The organism is Bythopirellula superficialaquae, from assembly GCF_059632245.1.
The window spans coordinates 4910259-4928536 of the sequence record NZ_CP197426.1; the positions used below are offsets into that span (position 1 = coordinate 4910259).

The 18278-nt window shown below is 54.5% G+C and carries 15 protein-coding genes; 7 read left to right on the forward strand and 8 right to left on the reverse strand.

All coding sequences use genetic code 11. The features are described 5' to 3' along the window. Positions 1-107: 107 nt before the first annotated feature. Positions 108-599 carry an RNA polymerase sigma factor gene (locus SH678x_RS20255; protein ID WP_496920276.1) on the reverse strand — a complete coding sequence of 164 codons (492 nt, stop codon included), beginning with the start codon at positions 597-599 and terminating at the stop codon, positions 108-110. 298 nt (positions 600-897) lie between these two features. On the opposite strand from SH678x_RS20255, the gene SH678x_RS20260 reads away from it, so the two are divergent. Beyond that, positions 898-1209 carry a hypothetical protein gene (locus tag SH678x_RS20260; RefSeq protein ID WP_496920277.1) on the forward strand — a complete coding sequence of 104 codons (312 nt, stop codon included), beginning with the start codon at positions 898-900 and terminating at the stop codon, positions 1207-1209. 60 nt (positions 1210-1269) lie between these two features. Here the strand turns inward: SH678x_RS20260 and SH678x_RS20265 are convergent, their stop codons facing one another. The 5 genes from SH678x_RS20265 to SH678x_RS20285 form a co-directional block, all read right to left on the reverse strand. Further along, positions 1270-1719 (reverse strand): type II toxin-antitoxin system VapC family toxin, encoded by a 450-nt coding sequence (locus tag SH678x_RS20265; RefSeq protein WP_496920278.1) that lies wholly within the window; start codon positions 1717-1719, stop codon positions 1270-1272. After that, positions 1710-1928, reverse strand: a complete 219-nt coding sequence (locus SH678x_RS20270) for a hypothetical protein (RefSeq protein WP_496920279.1) — start codon at positions 1926-1928, stop codon at positions 1710-1712. Before SH678x_RS20270 ends, SH678x_RS20265 begins: the two co-directional genes overlap by 10 nt. A gap of 81 nt (positions 1929-2009) precedes the next feature. Further along, positions 2010-2915, reverse strand: a complete 906-nt coding sequence (locus SH678x_RS20275; RefSeq protein ID WP_496920280.1) for a ThuA domain-containing protein — start codon at positions 2913-2915, stop codon at positions 2010-2012. Between the two features lie 81 nt (positions 2916-2996). After that, the gene (locus SH678x_RS20280; RefSeq protein WP_496920281.1) at positions 2997-4457 is read right to left on the reverse strand and encodes a DUF1501 domain-containing protein; all 1461 of its coding nucleotides are present in this window, start codon (positions 4455-4457) and stop codon (positions 2997-2999) included. Positions 4458-4471: 14 nt separating this feature from the next. After that, a complete protein-coding gene (locus tag SH678x_RS20285; RefSeq protein ID WP_496920282.1) occupies positions 4472-7519 on the reverse strand; it encodes a PSD1 and planctomycete cytochrome C domain-containing protein in 3048 nt (1015 codons plus the stop codon). 226 nt (positions 7520-7745) lie between these two features. Here SH678x_RS20285 and SH678x_RS20290 point away from each other — a divergent pair, with 226 nt between their 5' ends. The 5 genes from SH678x_RS20290 (at position 7746) to SH678x_RS20310 (ending at position 14582) form a co-directional block, all read left to right on the forward strand. Beyond that, positions 7746-8960: a hypothetical protein gene (locus tag SH678x_RS20290; protein WP_496920283.1), complete on the forward strand. Its 1215-nt coding sequence runs from the start codon at positions 7746-7748 to the stop codon at positions 8958-8960. Between the two features lie 1189 nt (positions 8961-10149). Beyond that, positions 10150-10467 (forward strand): divalent-cation tolerance protein CutA, encoded by a 318-nt coding sequence (gene cutA, locus SH678x_RS20295; RefSeq protein WP_496920284.1) that lies wholly within the window; start codon positions 10150-10152, stop codon positions 10465-10467. 38 nt (positions 10468-10505) lie between these two features. Next, on the forward strand, positions 10506-11405 hold the full coding sequence (locus SH678x_RS20300; protein WP_496920285.1) for a CHAD domain-containing protein: 900 nt from the start codon (positions 10506-10508) through the stop codon (positions 11403-11405). A gap of 48 nt (positions 11406-11453) precedes the next feature. Then, the gene (locus SH678x_RS20305) at positions 11454-12794 is read left to right on the forward strand and encodes an MFS transporter (protein WP_496920286.1); all 1341 of its coding nucleotides are present in this window, start codon (positions 11454-11456) and stop codon (positions 12792-12794) included. 102 nt (positions 12795-12896) lie between these two features. Further along, positions 12897-14582 carry an alkaline phosphatase gene (locus SH678x_RS20310; RefSeq protein WP_496920287.1) on the forward strand — a complete coding sequence of 562 codons (1686 nt, stop codon included), beginning with the start codon at positions 12897-12899 and terminating at the stop codon, positions 14580-14582. 4 nt (positions 14583-14586) lie between these two features. Here the strand turns inward: SH678x_RS20310 and SH678x_RS20315 are convergent, their stop codons facing one another. Continuing rightward, the gene (locus SH678x_RS20315) at positions 14587-14958 is read right to left on the reverse strand and encodes a DUF4345 family protein (protein ID WP_496920288.1); all 372 of its coding nucleotides are present in this window, start codon (positions 14956-14958) and stop codon (positions 14587-14589) included. 204 nt (positions 14959-15162) lie between these two features. Here SH678x_RS20315 and SH678x_RS20320 point away from each other — a divergent pair, with 204 nt between their 5' ends. Continuing rightward, positions 15163-16836 carry a SulP family inorganic anion transporter gene (locus SH678x_RS20320; protein ID WP_496920289.1) on the forward strand — a complete coding sequence of 558 codons (1674 nt, stop codon included), beginning with the start codon at positions 15163-15165 and terminating at the stop codon, positions 16834-16836. A 42-nt stretch (positions 16837-16878) separates the two neighbouring features. On the opposite strand, the gene SH678x_RS20325 is transcribed toward SH678x_RS20320, so the two are convergent. Then, positions 16879-18039 (reverse strand): vWA domain-containing protein, encoded by a 1161-nt coding sequence (locus tag SH678x_RS20325; RefSeq protein ID WP_496920290.1) that lies wholly within the window; start codon positions 18037-18039, stop codon positions 16879-16881. Positions 18040-18278 lie beyond the last annotated feature (239 nt).

Genomic DNA, 18278 nt, shown 5'->3' on the forward strand with positions numbered 1-18278 from the left:
CTAAAAGACCAGACTGGGCATGAGTAGATTTTGCGCGGCTCAACAATGTGGCTGGTTCGCCAAACTCGGCCGTTGGTCGACGCAATCGCAGGGACTTCAAGCGTTGTTCAAACGGATCCATCAGGCACCTCCAACTTCCGGCGGAGTTTCTCAAGCCCCCGGCGATACCAACTGACGATGGTTCCCAAGGGCAACTCGCGAACGGTGGCAATTTCGCGGAATGTTAAATCTCCGTAGAGATGTTGCACGATCGTTTCCCGCTCGTCGGCGGAGAGCTGCTGCATGAGCTCAACGACGGCTTGCTGAAACTCCACATCTTCAAGCGTGGTAACATGGCCAGGATCGAAGATCCCCTCGGGTTCGGCTAACTCCACCATGGGGAGTCGACGAACCAGATCGATCGCTGCGTTGCGAACGGACTGAAACACGTAAGCCTTCGGGTTCAGACTTTCCGGCCTGCGGCCAAGCAACTTGCAAAACGCTTCATGCACGGCATCTTCGGCCAGGGTCGACGAGCCCGTGATCACCAAGGCGCAGGTGAACAACTGCTGTCGAAACTGGCTGTAGATAGTTTCCAACTCACCGTCGCTTATCTGCACGGCAACAATGCTCCGAATTGGCTCGTCCGCGGTTCACTCTCACCTAGGTAGACGGAGAGCGGGGCCCAAATTATGCAAATGCCCAAAATAATTTGCCGTATCACGCTCCGGAAAAGGAGTGCAGCCAGGCGAGTGGCGGGCATTCGTTGGACCCAGAAAGCAGGGGCCCTAAATTTAACCCATTTTCGCCGAAAACCCCATTGCACCAAATCTGCCAAAACCTAGACTTACGAGAAGTCAGTGGGATTTGGCCTGCCGATCCCGGGTTCCGTTTTTTCCAGAGGGGAGAACGTACGAAATGTTACGTCGTGTTGTTTTGGCAGTCGTTTTGGCTGCTGGCTCGCTGCTTGCGAGCAATGTCGAGGCTGGTGGTGGTGCTTGCTGCTGCCCGCCCGCTCCAATTCAAACCACGCTTTGCGTGGCTCCACCCTGCAGCTGCTGCAACACCACCGTTTGCGTGTGTGTTCCCGGCTGCTGCACCGAAGCTCCGACCGTCTGCTGGAAGCAAGGTTTGTTGGGTCGCCAAGTCGGTACCTACACCTGGCCCTGCTGTGGTCACGAAGTGAAGGTGGTTGTCACCCGTCGTGGTGAAGTCAAAGTTCGCGGCTAAACAGCCGTTGAGCGAAGACGAAAATACGAACGCCTCGGGATGGCAATCTCGGGGCGTTTTTTATGCGCTCTCGGTCAGAAAGTCACTCAAACGAACAATGCGGATACCGGGCACGTCCGCGAAATCACGATCGTTGGTTAAAAATGTCGTTAGCTTACTTTCGATCGCGGTCGCGAGTTGAATCGAATCTGGAGCTTTGAGTGAACAATTTGCTCGAAGTTCAGCAGCGTGCTGAGCAATGGCTGAAGTGAGTGGAATTGTCAAAACGTGAGGATGGCTCAGCAAGACATCCAAATATTCTGATGCGAGTTTTTCATTGTTTTGCTTGATTGGATGGACCAGCGCTTCTGTGATAGTAATCATTGAAGTGACAATTTGTGTCGACCCAGCATGCAAGCTTTGAAACAATGGCTCCAGGATATCCGCATAAGGAGCTCGATCTTCGAAATAGTAAATTAACCGTGCGGTATCTAAGCCGATGAGCTGGCCCGTTAAGACTTCTATTCCCATGAATCACGTTCCTGGGCAACATACTCATCAGGATCAATGCCTTCCCAAACTTCTTTGCCTAATCCTCGTAGCTCAAGAATACTCCGCGGATTAGCAGGCATTTTACGAAAAGCTTGTATCGTGAGAGCTTCGCTCAGCTTGAGCAATTCTTCGCGACTTAGCTCTCCAGTAGCACGCTCGAATATTTCGTCATAAGAGTTTTTCGACATAGTATGATCTCCTGCCAATAATTGTACCCAGGCCAGATCAAATGATGCGATAGAACTTAGACATCCAGCTAGCAACGGGGTTCATTCAGTCGATTGAATTCCGGTGAATTCCTTCGAAACTGGCAGCGTCACGTTTCCCGTGGCGGCCCACTCGGTGCCGCGCAGCAACAGCGTTTGAAAGCCGGGGCATTTCATCGAATAGTTGGCATGACCCAGCACGGTATGAAACACGCGACCGGCTCCATACGGCAACACCATTACCATCGGCTCGTGCTTACCCGATCCCTTGAATTCAGGATCGCTGTAGGCCGTTGCCAGAATCTGCATGTCGGTTGCCGGCCCGCGCAGCGAATCATAGAGCTCATCCTGGGCATGCTTCCAAGTCATGGGAAAACCGCGCGTGATCGGATGCTCAACGTCGCGCATGCGAATTTGATATTCATGTTGCGGACCGTGACTTCCCCCTGCGCCTGCCTTCGTATCACGAATCTCTTTACCCGCTTCATCGAGATAAACGTGTGGTCCCGCTTTCTCGGTTCTGCCGTACCAACCGCCGACGCCGCACATGCGGTTGTATTCCGGCCAATCGGGAAACGCATTGTTGGCCGAATGAATGACCACAAAACCACCGCCGTCGTTCACAAACTTGACGAACTCTTCTTCGGTCTGCTGCGGCCAACGCGGGCCGATGTAGTTGCCAATCACGACGTCGTAGTCGGCAAAACGAGGATGAAAATCCAAATCCGCCACGGGGGCTGGGGCTTTCGACACATCGGTCTTGTAGCCTTCAGGAATCGGCACGGTCGCGACGTCCACCTCAAAACGACCGCTATCTTCTAAAGCTTTTTTCATGAGCGGCGTGGTCACCTGCCAATCGTGATAGGGATTGTTGCCGTCGATAATCAGTGCTCGAATCTTCTCGGCGCCGCGCGCGACATCCATTCCAGCAACAAGTGACAGAACCATGAAACAGGCCAACAAGCGCATGAGGAATCTCCAACAAGGTATGACAAGAATGCTCAATTATGCCGCAGACTCTAAGCGTCAGCAACACACGAGCTGGCAGCGTCACGCCTTGAGAATATCCTTCACCACCGAGCCATGCACGTCGGTGAGTCGGAAATGACGGCCTTGGAACATGTAGGTGAGCCGTTCATGGTCGATGCCCAACTGCGCCAGCACGGTCGCTTGCAGATCGTGGACGTGAACTTGGTTGGCGACGATGTTGTAGCCGAAATCGTCGGTCTCGCCGAAAGTGAAGCCGGGCTTCATCCCGCCGCCGGCCATCCAAATCGTAAAACAATTCGGATGATGATCGCGGCCATGCTTCTTCTTGTTGTTGATGTCTCCTTGGCCGTATGGCGTTCGGCCAAATTCGCCGCCCCAAATCACCAGCGTATCGTCAAGCAGGCCACGTTGTTTAAGATCTTTCACCAACGCGGCCGAAGCCTGATCGGTGTCGCGGCATTGTTCGACTAGTTGCGTAGGCAAATTGCTGTGCTGATCCCAACCAGAATGCATCAACTGGATAAATCGCACATTCCGCTCAGCCAGCCGCCGCGCCATCAGACAGTTGTACGCATAACTTCCCGGGCGATTTACATCAGGCCCATACATGTCGAGCACGTTCTGCGGCTCATTCGAAAGATCGGTCAACTCAGGCACCGACGTTTGCATGCGGTAGGCCATCTCGTACTGTGCCATCCGCGTGAGCGTTTCGGGATCGCCCACTTGCTCGTGCTGCAATTCGTTCAACTCGCCCACGGTATCGAGAATTTTGCGTCGAACCGACGAGCTCATCCCCTTGGGATTGGAAAGATACAGCACCGGATCGCCGCCGCTGCGGAACTGAACTCCTTGATGCTTGGTGGGCAGAAAACCGCTCCCCCAGTAGTAATCAAAAAAGAGCTGCCCGCAGGAACCTTCACGGTCGCGCGAGGTCATCACGCAAAACGTCGGCAGGTCTTCATTCTCGCTGCCCAAACCATAAGACAGCCACGATCCCATGCTCGGTCGCCCCGGCTGCATGCCACCCGTAAGCAAGAATGTCATCGCCGGCGCATGATTTACTCCTTCAGTTCGCATCGATTTCACGATGCACAAATCGTCGACGATCGATGCCGTGTGCGGCAAATAATCCGACATCCACGCCCCGCACTTGCCGTGTTGACGAATCGGAGCAATCGCGCCGAGGCAGGGCTGCCCTTTGCCGGCGGTCATGGTCGAGCTTTGCTGGCCCATGCTGACCGAGGCCGGAATTTCCTGGCCGCGCAACTTGTCGAGCAAAGGCTTATAATCGAACAAATCAACGTGCGACGGTGCCCCCGACTGCATCAAGTAAATGACACGCTTGATCCGTGGCGGAAAATGGGGCAATCCCGGAAGTCCTTGCGCGGGCAGGCTCGCTGCTTGGGCGAAATTTCCATTGCCACTCAACGAAGCCAGTGCCGCGGCACCCAACCCCAATGTGGCGTTGCCGAGGAATTGGCGGCGAGTTTGAACACGCAAGTTTTCGAAAGGGGGATTCATGGTCTGTCGGTCCGCTAGCCTTTATTTTCCACTTCATCCAAATTCAAAATCGCATTCATCAATCCACCATACGCGGCCGTTTCCACAGGGTCGAGCGTATTGTCGTGCGGAGCTTCGCCCACACTAAGAAACTCCTCGGCAGCCTGGGGGTTCGCGGCGTACTCATCCAACAAAAATCGCAACATTTTCAGCATGCTCGTCATTTCTGCTTCGGACGGATCGCGAGCCGTGGCCAACCGAAACGCCAAGCTGATTCGCTCGGCGGGCGTGCTGCCCCCTTCACGCAAAATCCGCTCCGCAAACATCCGCGAAGCCTCGATGTAGGTCGTGTCGTTGAGCAGCGTGAGTGCGTGCAATGGTGTATTCGTGAGTGACGGTCGCACGGTGCAAACTTGCCGCGCCGCATTGTCGAACAGCATCGTAGGGCCCACCGAACGCCGCCAGAATGTATAAACGCTCCGTCGGTGCAGATCTTCACCGTGTCCTTGTTCGTACGAAATCTTGCCCAAACTAAAATCTTCCCAAACACCGGCGGGCTGATAAGGCTTCACACCTGGCCCACCCGGTTTGTCAACCAGCAAACCACTCAGCGCGAGCGCTTGATCGCGCAAGGCTTGCGCCGAAAGCCGAAAGCGTGGGCCGCGTGCCAGCAGACGATTATAAATATCGCGTTCGGCCAGCTTCGGTGTGACATCGGATTGCTGCTGATAAGTGGCCGACATGACGATCAACTTATGCAGCGCCTTCACATCCCAACCGCTGCGAATAAACTCAACGGCTAGCCAGTCCAACAATTCAGGATGAACGGGCCGTTCCCCTTGCACGCCGAAGTCTTCACTCGTTTTCACCAAGCCCGTGCCGAAGAAATGCTGCCAGTAGCGATTCACCGTCACGCGCGCGGTGAGCGGATGCGCAGGATCGATCAGCCACTCGGCGAGCGTCAGCCGATTCTTAGGCGCATCTTCGGAAAGTCGTGGCAAGCATTCCGGCACATTGGGCAGCAGATTTTCGCTCTTATCCGGAGCATCCCAAACGCCACGTTGCAAGAGATACGTCTCGCGCGGTTCAGCCCGATCGCGCATGATCATGGTTTTGAGAAACGTCGCTTCCGTCGCGGCGATTTGTTTTTCCAAACCGTGAATTTTGTCACGTAGTGGCAACTGCAAATAAGCCCGGGTTGCTTCAGTGATGGATTTGCGTTGCTCGGGCGTGCGGTCGGATGCGGGAACGGCCAGTGCCGCCACAACGTCACTCGACAAGCCAAGATTCTCCGCCAATGCCGGTCGCGGATACTCCGTCAGCGAAACCCGGAAACGACCGATGGGTGCGTAGCTGTCGACCGATTCGTTGCGAAGTTGCACAACCAACTTGGCTCCAGCCTTGGCTTCTATCGGTTTTTCAAAGTAAGCCATCCAGGTGGGATTGCCTTGCACTTCCCGAGGATTGCCCGCAGTAAAACCCGTGCGAATATTGCCGTCGAGTGGACCGTTGGGGCCATCGAAGTTTGTGATATTCATCTGCGGATCGACGAGCTTAATTTCCTGCCCGTCGAGTTCCACCTGAATCATGGTCACGCGGTAATCACCGGAAATCGACGTGCTGAACAAACCGTTGAAGAGACTGGGATCTTTCAGCGCTTCCAGACGCAATGCATAATGCTTCCCCGCCGGCAACGGGATCGTGAGCGTGTAGTCCTCGTTGCTATCGACATTCTCCACGAGCAATACCGATCGATCGTCGAGCAATTTCAGCTTGGAGCCTTGCTTGGTGCTTAACTCCGGATCGCGGAGTGGCTGCCACAACGATTGCCTTTTTTCTGCCGCTAGCCATTTGTTGGCATAGGCCTCCCACTCGGCTTCCTGCTTTGGCGTCGGTTGCGGAACAGCAGCAACCTCTTTTTCGACCGTCGCGATTTGACTCCGCAGCTCAGCAACCTGGGCTTGCTGCTCATCCGTCGGTAAGGGCAAAAGTGGCTTGGCCAGTGGATAGACATCAATCCCCCCCGATTCGTCGACACTGTTAAAGTACGCATACATTCGATAAAAATCTTTATGCGAAATTGGATCGTACTTGTGGTCGTGGCAACGGGCACACGCCACGGTTAGGCCCAGCCAGACCGTGCTCGTGGCATCGACACGATCGATAACATACTCCACGCGCGACTCTTCGAAATTGCGGCCCCCTTCGCCATTGAGCGCGTGGTTTCGGTGAAAGCCCGTGGCGATCAGCTGATCTTGCGAGGGATTGGGGAGCAAATCCCCCGCCAGCTGATAGAGCGTGAATTTATCGAACGGCAGATTCTCGTTCATCGCGCGAATCACCCAATCCCGCCAAGGCCAGTTCGTGCGGGTCGCGTCGTCTTGATAGCCATTCGTGTCGGCATAGCGTGCCGCCGCCAGCCACTCGAGCGCCATGTGCTCTCCATAATGGGGCGAAGCCAACAGCCGATCGACGACTTTCTCAAAAGCGTCGGGCGAATCATCGGCAAGAAACGCATCGAGCTCCGCCAGCGTCGGGGGGAGGCCCGTCAAATCGAGCGTCACGCGCCGTAGGAGTGTTTCTTTCTCTGCCTCCGCCGATGGCGATAGCTTCTCTTGGTCCAAGCGATTCAAGATAAAATAGTCAATCGCATTGCGAGGCCATTGCGGATTGCTAACTGTGGGCAGTGGCGCCGCCTGGGGTGGCACAAACGACCAATGCTGGGTCCAAGGCGCACCCGCGGAGACCCATTTCTTGAGCAAGGCAATCTGCTCGGGCGTGAGTTGTTGCTTGGCATCGGGCGGGGGCATCCGCTCGAATTCATCTTCGCTCGTGATGCGGCGAATCAGTTCGCTCTCGTCGGGATGGCCGGGCACGATCACCGCCGCCTTGGCATCCTCTTCGCGGTCAAGCCTAAGATCGGCTTCGCGGCGAGCTTCGTCAGGACCATGGCAAGTGAAGCAAGTGTTCGACAAGATCGGCCGAATCTGGCGGTCGAAATCGAGCGGTGCTTCGGCGCGCACGGGGAGTGCGGTCAGATAAATGGCAACGCCGCAGAGAGTGATCCAAATCTGGCGGGACATAGAACGAGAGCTGTCGAAAAAGAAAAGCGGCTAATCCATTAATTATGGACCGCGGCGCAAACTTGGTGAGGTGGTTTTTCTCGCATTTTTCGGCCACGAATCTTGCAAGCCGCTTCAGGCCACGCTGGTTCGCGGCAACGCACGTTTACCAACCCCACAAAAAACGCGAAAATCGCGGGGACTCTCGCCCATTCCGCCGACCCGCCCTGCGATTTCCCCGCCAGCCATGCCGCACGCCAACCACTTCCGCCATCAGCCTTATCACGCCTTGCCGCCCCAGGCACCGGCTGAAGTGCTGGACACGTCGCATCCCTTGGAACCGAAACACCCCGATTACACGGCCAAGTTGGCTCATGCGTGCCAGCCTTATCGCCACGCCAATTTGGCCGCAGTCTTCTTGGTCCATGGTACGTTCACGGGCAACGATGCCTTAGGAACTTTGACGGAATTGCAGCGACTGAGCCCCCGTTTGTCGGAACAGCTGCGCCGGTGGATCAAAGGAACAGTTGATGCCTTGATCGGCGAAACGGGCAACTATACGGCCAGGTTCGCGACACGATTCCAAACAGGATTAACCGCCGCCACGGGCCGCGATATTCCCGTGCGGCTGTTCAACTGGTCGAGTCAGAACAATCATATCGCCCGCGCCGATGGAGCCGTCCGCTTAATCGCTCGCCTCGCGGTGATCGCCGAGCAACATGACGCTGATCTGTCGTCGCCCACACCGCCGCGCGTCATGCTCTGGGGCCACAGCCACGGCGGCAATGTGTTGGCGTTGGTTACCAATCTCTTGGCTGCCGAACAAGCAAAGCGACAGGAATTCTTTGAAGCCGCACGAGTTTTCTATCAGCCGTGGCTCACAGACGAAACAGACATGCCCTGTTGGGAGCAGGTCGAAAAACTTTTGCAGTCCGACCACCCGGTCAGAAGACTGCCGCTCGATGTCGTGACATTCGGCACGCCGATCCGCTACGGCTGGGAAAGTCGCGGTTATCACAACTTGCTCCACTTTGTGAACCATCGACCCTCGCAAAGCTTACCCACTCACCGCACCCACTTCCCCTTACGCCCGTTTCACTTTCTCACCGCCCAGCACGGCGACTACATCCACCAAATCGGCATCGCGGGAACGAACATGATCCCCGTGCCGCTGGCCATACGCACCTTTCTCGCCGACCGCCGCTTGCAAAGCGTGCTGCAAAACGAAGTGACTTGGTTTCGACTTCTCCGTCGGTATGCCCTGGGGCAACGCATCCACCACGAAGGCCACACCCTGCTCGTGGATTACGACGACCGCAGCTGGCGCTTCTGGCATCACTTGGCAGGACATGCCATCTACACCCGCAGCAGCCGCTTGCCGTTTCATGTGGGGGAGGTGGGGAGAAGGTTTTATGGAATCTCTGGTACGTCCTCCTCCCGGTACCCCGGGAGGCCATGTTAACAAGAACAGAGTGGGGAGGGTTTTCTGGCCAGCGGGTGCTTCTCGCTGACTTAAAATCTGTCCAGCAAGACCACAACTAGCGGAAACAGTGTGAGCGGGTAACCGATTGTATAAAGCGCCACACCGACCGGTGTAAAAGATCGAGGAGCCTCCCAGAGTGGGACAAAGAACTTGTTACTTCCTCCTGGAAGCCGACAAAATCGCCAGCACAGAAAGAGCATTGTAAAGCCACACACAAACGTCAGTACGACTATGGCGTTGTAAGCAGTCATGGGGAGTGTAGTGTTAACGGAAGTCAGAGAAAATTGCTAGCGCTACCCCAGCGGTCATTAAGCCTTTATCTACCCATTGTCGAGCTGGGGTTGAAGTCGCTGGACGTTCACCAAGCCAGAACTTTAAGGCCCAGCCCACAAGCAGAATAAAAATTCCCACTAGTCGAATGTTTTCGTTGGTCATGGCGAGTGTGTTGCCTGTCTTTTTTTGTTGAGATACTCATTGAGGGCTGTGCCGATCATGAGGCCTAGGGCACTGGCTAAAGGACCTCTGTATGTGGGCAACTCCCCTTGAATGAGGTAACCATAGGCACACACAACTACTACAGCCGTGGCACCTCCCAAAAGGACTTTGGCAATTGACTTGATCATTTTCAGTATTATCAATCTTTAAGTCATAGGAAAACTAAAAGATAATTATCCCTATTACGTTAATCCTAACGTCGACAAAGAGCAAGTATTACTTCGAGTGCCATCTGACTTGCCCAGCGATACCCTTGAAGGCACCAGGAAAACTCTCCAGTACTTACTGTGGCGTAACGCCCGATCTGAAAGAGGTCAGCCACAGACAAACAGTCCTGCCTCCCCTCCATGCTCTCCGTGTCCTCTGTGGTTTAATCCCTTCACCCCGGCCAAGAATCGTTGTGGCGAAACGATTCACAATCGCGATAATGGTGTTCGCCCAATCGTAGGCACGCTCTTTGATAACCGAAAAGCTCATGGCAAATCTGCCGAAATCCTCGTCGGCAAATTGCTTCAAAAAAATCGCCCGTTTGCATCTTGGAAACCACAACCGGCAGTGGGGAAGCGACATCCCACCACTACGGATCGTGGTAGAATTGTCCACGAAACCGTGGACGGACCGGCGGAATTCTGGAAACGAGTCTAAGGGGTAATTGGCGAGATATAATTAAAGCATGACCCCGTTCATCCAAATCGCGACCACCACAGCCACGCGGGACGAAGCCCAGCAGATCGCGCGGATGCTGATCGAAACGCGACTCGTGGCTTGCGCACAGGTGACCGGGCCGGTCACAAGTGTCTACCATTGGCAGGGAGGCATCGAAAACGGCGAGGAATGGCTCTGCACGCTCAAAACCCGCGAGACTTTGTTCGAGAAAGTCGCCACGGCCATTCGCGAAGTTCACTCCTACCAATGCCCCGAGATCGTGGCGACGCCGATTGTCGCAGCCACCGCGGATTATTTGGCTTGGTTGGAGCGGGAACTCCCCTGAAATTTGTCTCGGGCTCGTCCCCAGACTACTCTGGCAGGATGAGCACAAAATGGGCAGAAGAGAGTGACCCCGACGTTCCGGCACGGGAATTTGCGATATCCGTGCTGACGGAGCGGGTCAACTCCGTGGAAGAGTTACTCCCGCATGCGGCCTATCATTATCAGGATGATGTCGAACACGTGCATCAACTCCGCGTGGCTTGCCGCCGCTCATCGGCCGCGCTCAGGGCGTTCGCTCCTTTGATGAGTGAGAAGCCGCGAAAGCTCAAAGAATGGTTAAGCCGTATCCGCGATGCGGCCGGTCCTGCCCGTGATAAAGATGTTCTGCTGGCACGCTTTTCCGAAGAAGAAGCCGACGAGGTCACGGAATATGCCATCGCCAGGTTGCGTGATGAGCGTAAGCAAGCTCAAAAACAATTGGTGAAAGTTGCCAAGAAAGCCACGAGTGGCAAGCTGGATGAGGTTTTAGAGCAATCGCTGAAACTCCTTAGTAAGCCCTCGAAAAAACTAAACTTGGCGAAGTATGGTCATGGGGCAGTCCATTTGGCTTACGCGCCGTTTGCCCGTTTGATGCGCCTCGATAATCCCACGACGGCCGAACTGCACCAGCTGCGGATTGCTGGTAAGCGACTGCGTTATTCCTTAGAAATCTTTCACGGCCTGTTTCCCGACGAACTTCACAACGACATCTATCCGCAAATCGAAGAGTTGCAAAGCCGCTTGGGCGACATCAACGACCATGCCACGGCGCAGAGCCTCTACCAAAGTTGGCTTGCTGAAATGGAGCCCGATGATCTGGCCGTCGCCGTGGCAAGCCGTGTGATCAGCGAACGTAAAGCACTTTTACGATTGCAGTCGCAGTTCCTACGGTGGTGGACTGCCAAGCGAATCGCAAAGCTAGAAACTTTTTTCGCCGCATGCCAGGTGGACCAGAAGTAAACAGCTGCTGACTTGTGCCTCGACGAAAATGCCCCTACTCTGTGCCGTATGGGTGAAGACACCACAACCGTTTCTTTGGCCGAGAAAACCAAACTGCGCCGTTTGGGAATACGTTGCCTTTACAGCAATGCGGTCTTGTGGGGGCTCGGCAACGGACTTGTCAGCTCAGCATTAGTCGTTTATTTGGCTGGCTCTTACGGCGCTAAGGGATTGGCTATCAGCTTGATTCTCGCGGCTCCGCGGCTGATCGGCGTGCTAAGACTCGCAACTCCGGTATTGATGTCATGGATTGGGAATCGCCGTCGTTTTACCGTCATCTGCTTTTTAGCCAGTGCTGGTTTCCTGTTGGCGCTCCCACTGGTTTCCGCACCCAGGGTTTTGCCGTCCCCCGAGGTATCGCTGGCAGCTGTTGTCTTCCTGTGGAGTTGTTATCACTTCTGTGAATTCCTAGGAACAATCGCCCTTTGGTCGTGGATCGGCGATCTCGTACCGCAGCGGATTCGCGGACGATTTGTCGGCAAACGGACTGGCATCATGAACGCCGGACAAGTAGCTGGCATGTTCTTGGGAGCAATGATCACTTGGCTTTGGCAAGAACATGCCACTCGCCAGGGACACCCCGACCAAGCTTGGCTGGGGTATGTCATCTGCGTTGTGAGCGGTGCCATGCTCTTTGGTTTAGCGACATTGCCGCTGCTGCGGGTCCCCAACGTTCATTCAGCGATCGCAATCCAAAAATCCCACATACGAGAGATCATCACGCCGTTTTTCGATCCAGCGTTCTTGCGCTACTTGCTCTACGGCGGTTGGTTTTCCTTGGCCAACGGAATAACAGGCGCCGCGCAAGCCTTGTTTCAGATACGCGTGCTGAACATCACCTACGCCCAACGCATCGGCCTGGATGGAACCTCTCAAGGCATCCAGTCGGCAGTCATGCCGTGGATCGGGCGGGTGATCGATCGTCGGGGCAGCGTGCCTGTGCTGGTCGTGTCGCAGCTCCTCGTCGCGGGCGGTCTGCTTTTCTTCGTGATTGCCACGCCCGAGCACCGCTGGTGGATTGCCGGGGCGTATGCCATGTGGATTGCCTACGCCGGGATCAACGTCGCCATGCCAAATCTGGTACTCAATCTGACGAAACGCGAATTGTACGCCAGCTACGTCGCTGTTTGGTTTGCCTGGACGCAACTGGTGTATGCCCTCAGCACCGTGGCGGGGGGCCTGCTCTTCGACTGGGCCAGCCAACAGGCTGCGTACCCGTCGATTTTTGGCGAAATCGACCATTTTGCCGCGATTTTCCTGCTTGGTTTCGTATTGCGACTCATCGCCGCGGCGCTGGCGGCACGCGTTGACGAACCCAGAAATACGGTGTCTCTCGATCACCACGCCTGATGTGGAAAATCGCGAAATGGCCCCTCAGCGCGATTTCGCTGGGAGAGTTATAATGAAGGTTTGCCATTCTAGGCTGATTCTATCCGTTCGCTTGAGTGATTCATGGTATCTCATCATCGTTTGCTAGTGCTCGTTGCCATTTGTTGGGGATGCTTGTTTACCCAATTTCCGACTGCCCAGGCGAAGGACTCGGCTGCCTCGGCAGTTGCTGTGTCATCTCCTTCCGCTGGTTCGCCTCTCACGGCAACGGATAAGGCTACGGCCAAGTCGTCGAAGATTCGCAATGTCATCCTCATCATCGGCGACGGCATGGGCCCTCAGCAAATGGGCCTGCTGTTTGCTTATGCCCGTCACGCACCGGGTTCGAAGGTTCCGGATCGCATCGCCGCGATGGAACAAATGGCCATCGATGGCGAACTTGGGATGGTCCGCACCGACCCACACGGCGCGCTCGTGGTCGACTCCGCCGCGGCGGCGACGCAACTGGCGACGGGGGCCTATGCGGGCTCAGAAATGATTGGCGTCGATTTTGAAGGGAATGCTCAACCAACCGTGGTTGAAATCGCGCGTGATTCAGGCAAGGGAACCGGCCTTGTCTCCGACACGCGATTGACTCATGCCACGCCAGCTTCTTTTGCCGCTCATCAACGCGATCGCTCGATGGAGAATGAGATCGCGGTCGACATGATCGAGAATAAAGTCGATGTGCTCCTGAGCGGTGGCTTGCGATATTTCGTTCCTCAAGCAGTCAACGATACCGACTCTGCCGCCTACGATGCCCTCATACAGATGATGGGGGGAGTCTACAAACCCTACTCACGGCGTGAAGACAATCGCAATTTGCTGCTCGAAGCCCGTAACGATTACAAGCTTGTTTTCGATTACAAAAGTCTGGCCGACGTCAAAGAAGGCAAAGTTCTCGGACTTTTTGGCAATTCGGAAATGCTCGACGCGATCAGTGAGAACAAAGCTCTCGACAGCGGGGATCGAATCGAACCAACGCTCGTGGAAATGACCGAGAAGGCGCTCGAATTGTTGAGCCAGAACCCCAAAGGTTTCTTCTTGATGGTCGAAGGGGGCCAAATCGATTGGGGTGGGCACAACAACGACGCCGGCGTCATGTTGCACGAGCTGTTGCAGCTCGATGACACGATTCGCGTCGTCATGAACTGGGCCCGCGAGCGGGACGATACCCTGGTTTTGGTCACCGCCGATCACGAAACCGGCTCGTTTGGCTTTAGTTACTCGGGAAAAGACCTGCCCGAACCACGCCAACTGAGTGGCAAGGCTTTTGGCAAAGTCCCGTTTATTCCGAATTTCAACTACGCACCGCACGAATTACTCGACAATCTCGCGGCCCAGAAGAAGAGCTTCTTTGAAATTTTCACAACCTATGATGCTCTTCCCGAAAAGCTCAAGACTCCCGAAACCTTGGTCACGATGGTCAACGAGTCGGTAGCTCCCTACAGCATCACGCTAGAGGACGCCACCAAGATTCTCACCCGCACGACCAACCGCAACTACAAGAAGGGCCATCCCTATCTCGGTACGGAAACCGTGCCGCAAATGCCCGATCAGCAGGACTTCTTCGTCTATGGCGAAAACCTGCGTTTCAATCGGCTTGGCCATATTCTTGGCGGCCAGCAACACGTCGTCTGGGGCACCGGCACGCATACGAACACGCCCGTCGCCATCATCAGCTACGGCCCCGGTTCCGAAAATTTCTCCGGCCTCATGCACTCAACCGACGTTGGCAAAAAAATGATCGAACTCGTGAAGTGCAAGTAAGTTGCTATCGGCCACGCCACCAGAAGGCCAGCGTGCCGAGGAACAGCACCCACTCACTTGCCGCGAAATACCAAGTGGGATTCACCACGCCGCTAAACAGCGTGAAGCTCACCGTTCGGCAAAGCACCAAACAGCCGTGAAACACGAGCGAAATCAAGAGCGCCGTCGGCAACATCTCGGGCCGCACTAGCGGCGCGAGCAAGAATAGACCCAGTGCCAGCTGCATCCCGCCATAGACGGTAAAGTATTCGCTTTGCCCAGAGCCAGGCCTGAGCGAAAGTCCCAGCGATCCCGCCGTCTTTTCGGGCTGAGCCATGCACCATAGTGCCAAGCCCAAATAAATCGCGCCAACGACTGCAAGAAAAGCACGTGCCATGAGATTACATTTCCGAAGGTTACAGTTATTTAATATTTTACCGCTATAATTATGTCGAATTAACGTAACTGTTTTGCCTGTTTATTAATAGATGACAGATAATGCCTGGCCGTTCCCTGGCACTACAAATTGCTGAGGGCCTGCGATTGATGTTTTGATGACAAAGGCGCAAATTTGACATGCCCGAGTCTGCGGTCGTTTGCAATGAATAACTGGCTACCGAAAAGCGCGCAATGCTGGCATACCTACTCTTGGCGAGCTTTCTCTCGTGATTTGGTGGCTGGGATCACCGTCGGCTTTGTGGCCCTGCCACTAGCCATGGCTTTTGCTATCTCATCCGGAGTTCCACCTCAGTCTGGCATTTATACGGCTGTCGTCGCCGGTTTTCTGATTTCCGCGTTCGGAGGTTCCAAAACTCAGATTGGCGGACCAACTGGCGCATTTGTTGTCATTGTCTACGCGATTGTTGCTCGTTACGGTCTCGATGGGTTGGCTGTCTGCACCGTAATGGCAGGCTTCATTTTATTGATGCTGGGCCTCACCGGATTGGGGGCAACTGTCAAATACATTCCTAGAACCGTGATCGTGGGATTCACCAATGGCATCGCGGTTCTGATTGCAAGTACGCAACTGAAGGACTTTTTCGGACTTCCCATCGATAAAGTTCCCGGCGAATTCGTAGCACGATTAGAAGCCGTTTGTTCAAACATCAACAACTTCTCATGGCAGTCCACACTTCTGGCACTCAGCGCCATGGTGACAATCCTTGCCCTGCGAAAATTCTTGCCGCGTGTGCCGGCTTACATCGTTGTGATGGTCTTGGGGACGGTTGCTGTTGTCGCTTTTGGTTTGACTGTGGACACAATCGGCACCCGGTTTGGTGGTATTCCTACTGGCTTACCGAAAATCAACGTTCCACACTTCGAATTTGGCATGTTGGAATCCCTGTTTCCCTCCGCACTCACTGTCGCGCTTTTGGGAGCCATCGAGTCTTTGCTTTCGGCTGTTGTTTCAGACCGAAAGAGCAACGACAAACACAACCCGAACGTGGAGTTAGTGGCTCAAGGGATTGCCAATATCGCTTGTCCGTTCTTCGGAGGAATCCCCGCCACGGGTGCCATCGCTCGGACCGCCACAAATGTTCGGGCGGGGGCGCAAACGCCAGTTGCTGGCATGATTCACGCGATCACTCTCCTTTGCATACTCTTGTTTGCCGCTCCACTCGCAAAGTTTATCCCTCTCGCAGTTTTGTCCGCAATCTTGCTTGTTGTCTCTTACAACATGGGTGAATGGCACGAGATTCCAAAGCTACTACGACTCACCTGGGCAGATATTAGCGTCTGGGCGATCACATTCGCGCTAACAGTTTTCACCGATCTCACGATTGCCGTGGGGAGTGGAATCGTGCTTGCTGCCCTTTTATATATTCGCAAGGTAACGGGAACGACCACGGTCGCACGAGTGACATCTCAATATGTCGAGGAAGGATGGCTCCACATTCTCCAGGGGAAGCCCATTCCCGATTATGTGGCAATCTTTCGTATTCATGGACCCTTGCTCTTTGGCAGTAACGATAAAATCTCTTTGATTGGCGATTGCCTGCAAGATCTACCACCCATCCTAATTTTAAGGTTGCGTAATATGACGGCGATCGACGCTACCGGACTCCAATCGCTGGAAGACTTGGCCGGAAAATGTCGTCAAGCGGGACGGACTCTGATTTTATGCGGCGCACCGCCGCAGCCTGCGAAACTGATGCAACAGGCAGATTTTGAACAGCATGTAGGCCAGGTGAATATTTGTGCGAATTTACACGCGGCCTTGGAAAGAGCCATCATCGTCCAATTCAATACCGGGCACGAGAATCGCGTTGCCTGACCATATTAGTAATTGTTTGGTCACGGCTCGCCCGAATTCTTGCTAAAACGACTTGATGAAGTCGACGATGTCGACCGATTGGGCCAGGTGTTTGAGGTCGAGAAAAATGTGCTTGCCGCCCGTCCCTTCGGCCATCCAAATCATCGTGGAATTTTGGCGTGGTCTATCGGATAAGTGGACAACATTGATGATGATATGATGACGCTTGCAATATCTAATGACTCGCGCGACAACGTCGGGCGATAAATCATTGTGGCGTTGTGCATCGGTTAGCAGGAAAATAACATCGGGCTCAAGCGCTACGGCAGCGTCTAGGGCAATCCGATGATCGGTCGAACCGAGTCCAGGCGTTTGATCAATGTAGTCGTAGGCTAATTCTTTATTCTGCAGCGTCGCGCGGAACATCGTACCTTCGTAATGACCAGATCCAATGCTCTCAACCGTGCCGTTGTAAAAAACGATTTGGAATTCACTGGCATCCGATAGGGTCGACAAACTCCGCTTCAGCTCTCTTTTCGCGGCTTCTAACGGGACAATCGTGCCTACAATGGTTCCTTCCGAATACCGCGTCAGCACGGCGTTCATGCTATCCGAGCGATCAAACACATAAACAAATTTACCTCCTTCGCCCGCCAGTCCAAAAAAGCTCGTTCGATCCATGATCGCGGAACCTTCGCCGCTTCGGCCGTTGCCACTTCCACCACCTTCTCCGTCGCCAGCGAGCCCCGCTCCAGCGCTCGCCATCCATGCAGCACCAGCATCTCCCGAGCCGATCATCTTTTGCCAATTGGATTCGTAATCTGCGACAGCACCAGCGAGCGAAACTGACTCGCTCGCCAAATTAGAGGCTGTCGGCGCCGAGGGCAATGCTTGGAATTCGTCTGTCAATTGCACCGGCTCAACTTCGTCTAAGTCCGCACCCAAAGATTCGTCTAATCGATCAGGATCAGGGCTGTAGGTCGCCAAGACATCCAAGGCCAACGGATCCCCCATCTGCTGCTCGACACTAATACTTAGCAGACCCAGGAGAACAACAACAACCGCATGGAACAAAACGCTCACCAACCACGCTGGGACATCTTCCTGAACTTCATTCCAAGGAGATTCCTCGTTGCTATCTAGCAAGAGCTGCTCAAGTCCAACCGGGAGGTTGAATGGCGGCGGCACTTCTGCCGGAGTCGGCGGGGTTGGGGGAGTGCTCATCGCTGTTCCGTCGATGTGCTCAATACCAGAGAAATAGAACTCGCTCTTATTCTATCAGCGCGCCAACCGCCGGGAAACAATCCATTCAACGCAGCCTACGTGAAACTATTAGCAAACTGCCTTTTTCATCGCATTAAACAGCTTAACAACTTAAACATCGGTATCAGCTCAATCCGCAGACGGAAAATGTCAACTTCGAGAGGTATAATTCTGCTAGACCGCGATCCCTTGCCCTGAGG

Coding starts and splice junctions, on each gene's coding strand:
- SH678x_RS20260 (WP_496920277.1), top strand. CDS start 898: ATGTTACGTCGTGTTGTTTTGGCAGTCGTTTTGGCTGCTGGCTCGCTG.
- SH678x_RS20265 (WP_496920278.1), bottom strand. CDS start 1,719: ATGGGAATAGAAGTCTTAACGGGCCAGCTCATCGGCTTAGATACCGCA.
- SH678x_RS20270 (WP_496920279.1), bottom strand. CDS start 1,928: ATGTCGAAAAACTCTTATGACGAAATATTCGAGCGTGCTACTGGAGAG.
- SH678x_RS20275 (WP_496920280.1), bottom strand. CDS start 2,915: ATGCGCTTGTTGGCCTGTTTCATGGTTCTGTCACTTGTTGCTGGAATG.
- SH678x_RS20280 (WP_496920281.1), bottom strand. CDS start 4,457: ATGAATCCCCCTTTCGAAAACTTGCGTGTTCAAACTCGCCGCCAATTC.
- SH678x_RS20285 (WP_496920282.1), bottom strand. CDS start 7,519: ATGTCCCGCCAGATTTGGATCACTCTCTGCGGCGTTGCCATTTATCTG.
- SH678x_RS20290 (WP_496920283.1), top strand. CDS start 7,746: ATGCCGCACGCCAACCACTTCCGCCATCAGCCTTATCACGCCTTGCCG.
- cutA (WP_496920284.1), top strand. CDS start 10,150: ATGACCCCGTTCATCCAAATCGCGACCACCACAGCCACGCGGGACGAA.
- SH678x_RS20300 (WP_496920285.1), top strand. CDS start 10,506: ATGAGCACAAAATGGGCAGAAGAGAGTGACCCCGACGTTCCGGCACGG.
- SH678x_RS20305 (WP_496920286.1), top strand. CDS start 11,454: ATGGGTGAAGACACCACAACCGTTTCTTTGGCCGAGAAAACCAAACTG.
- SH678x_RS20310 (WP_496920287.1), top strand. CDS start 12,897: ATGGTATCTCATCATCGTTTGCTAGTGCTCGTTGCCATTTGTTGGGGA.
- SH678x_RS20315 (WP_496920288.1), bottom strand. CDS start 14,958: ATGGCACGTGCTTTTCTTGCAGTCGTTGGCGCGATTTATTTGGGCTTG.
- SH678x_RS20320 (WP_496920289.1), top strand. CDS start 15,163: ATGAATAACTGGCTACCGAAAAGCGCGCAATGCTGGCATACCTACTCT.
- SH678x_RS20325 (WP_496920290.1), bottom strand. CDS start 18,039: ATGAGCACTCCCCCAACCCCGCCGACTCCGGCAGAAGTGCCGCCGCCA.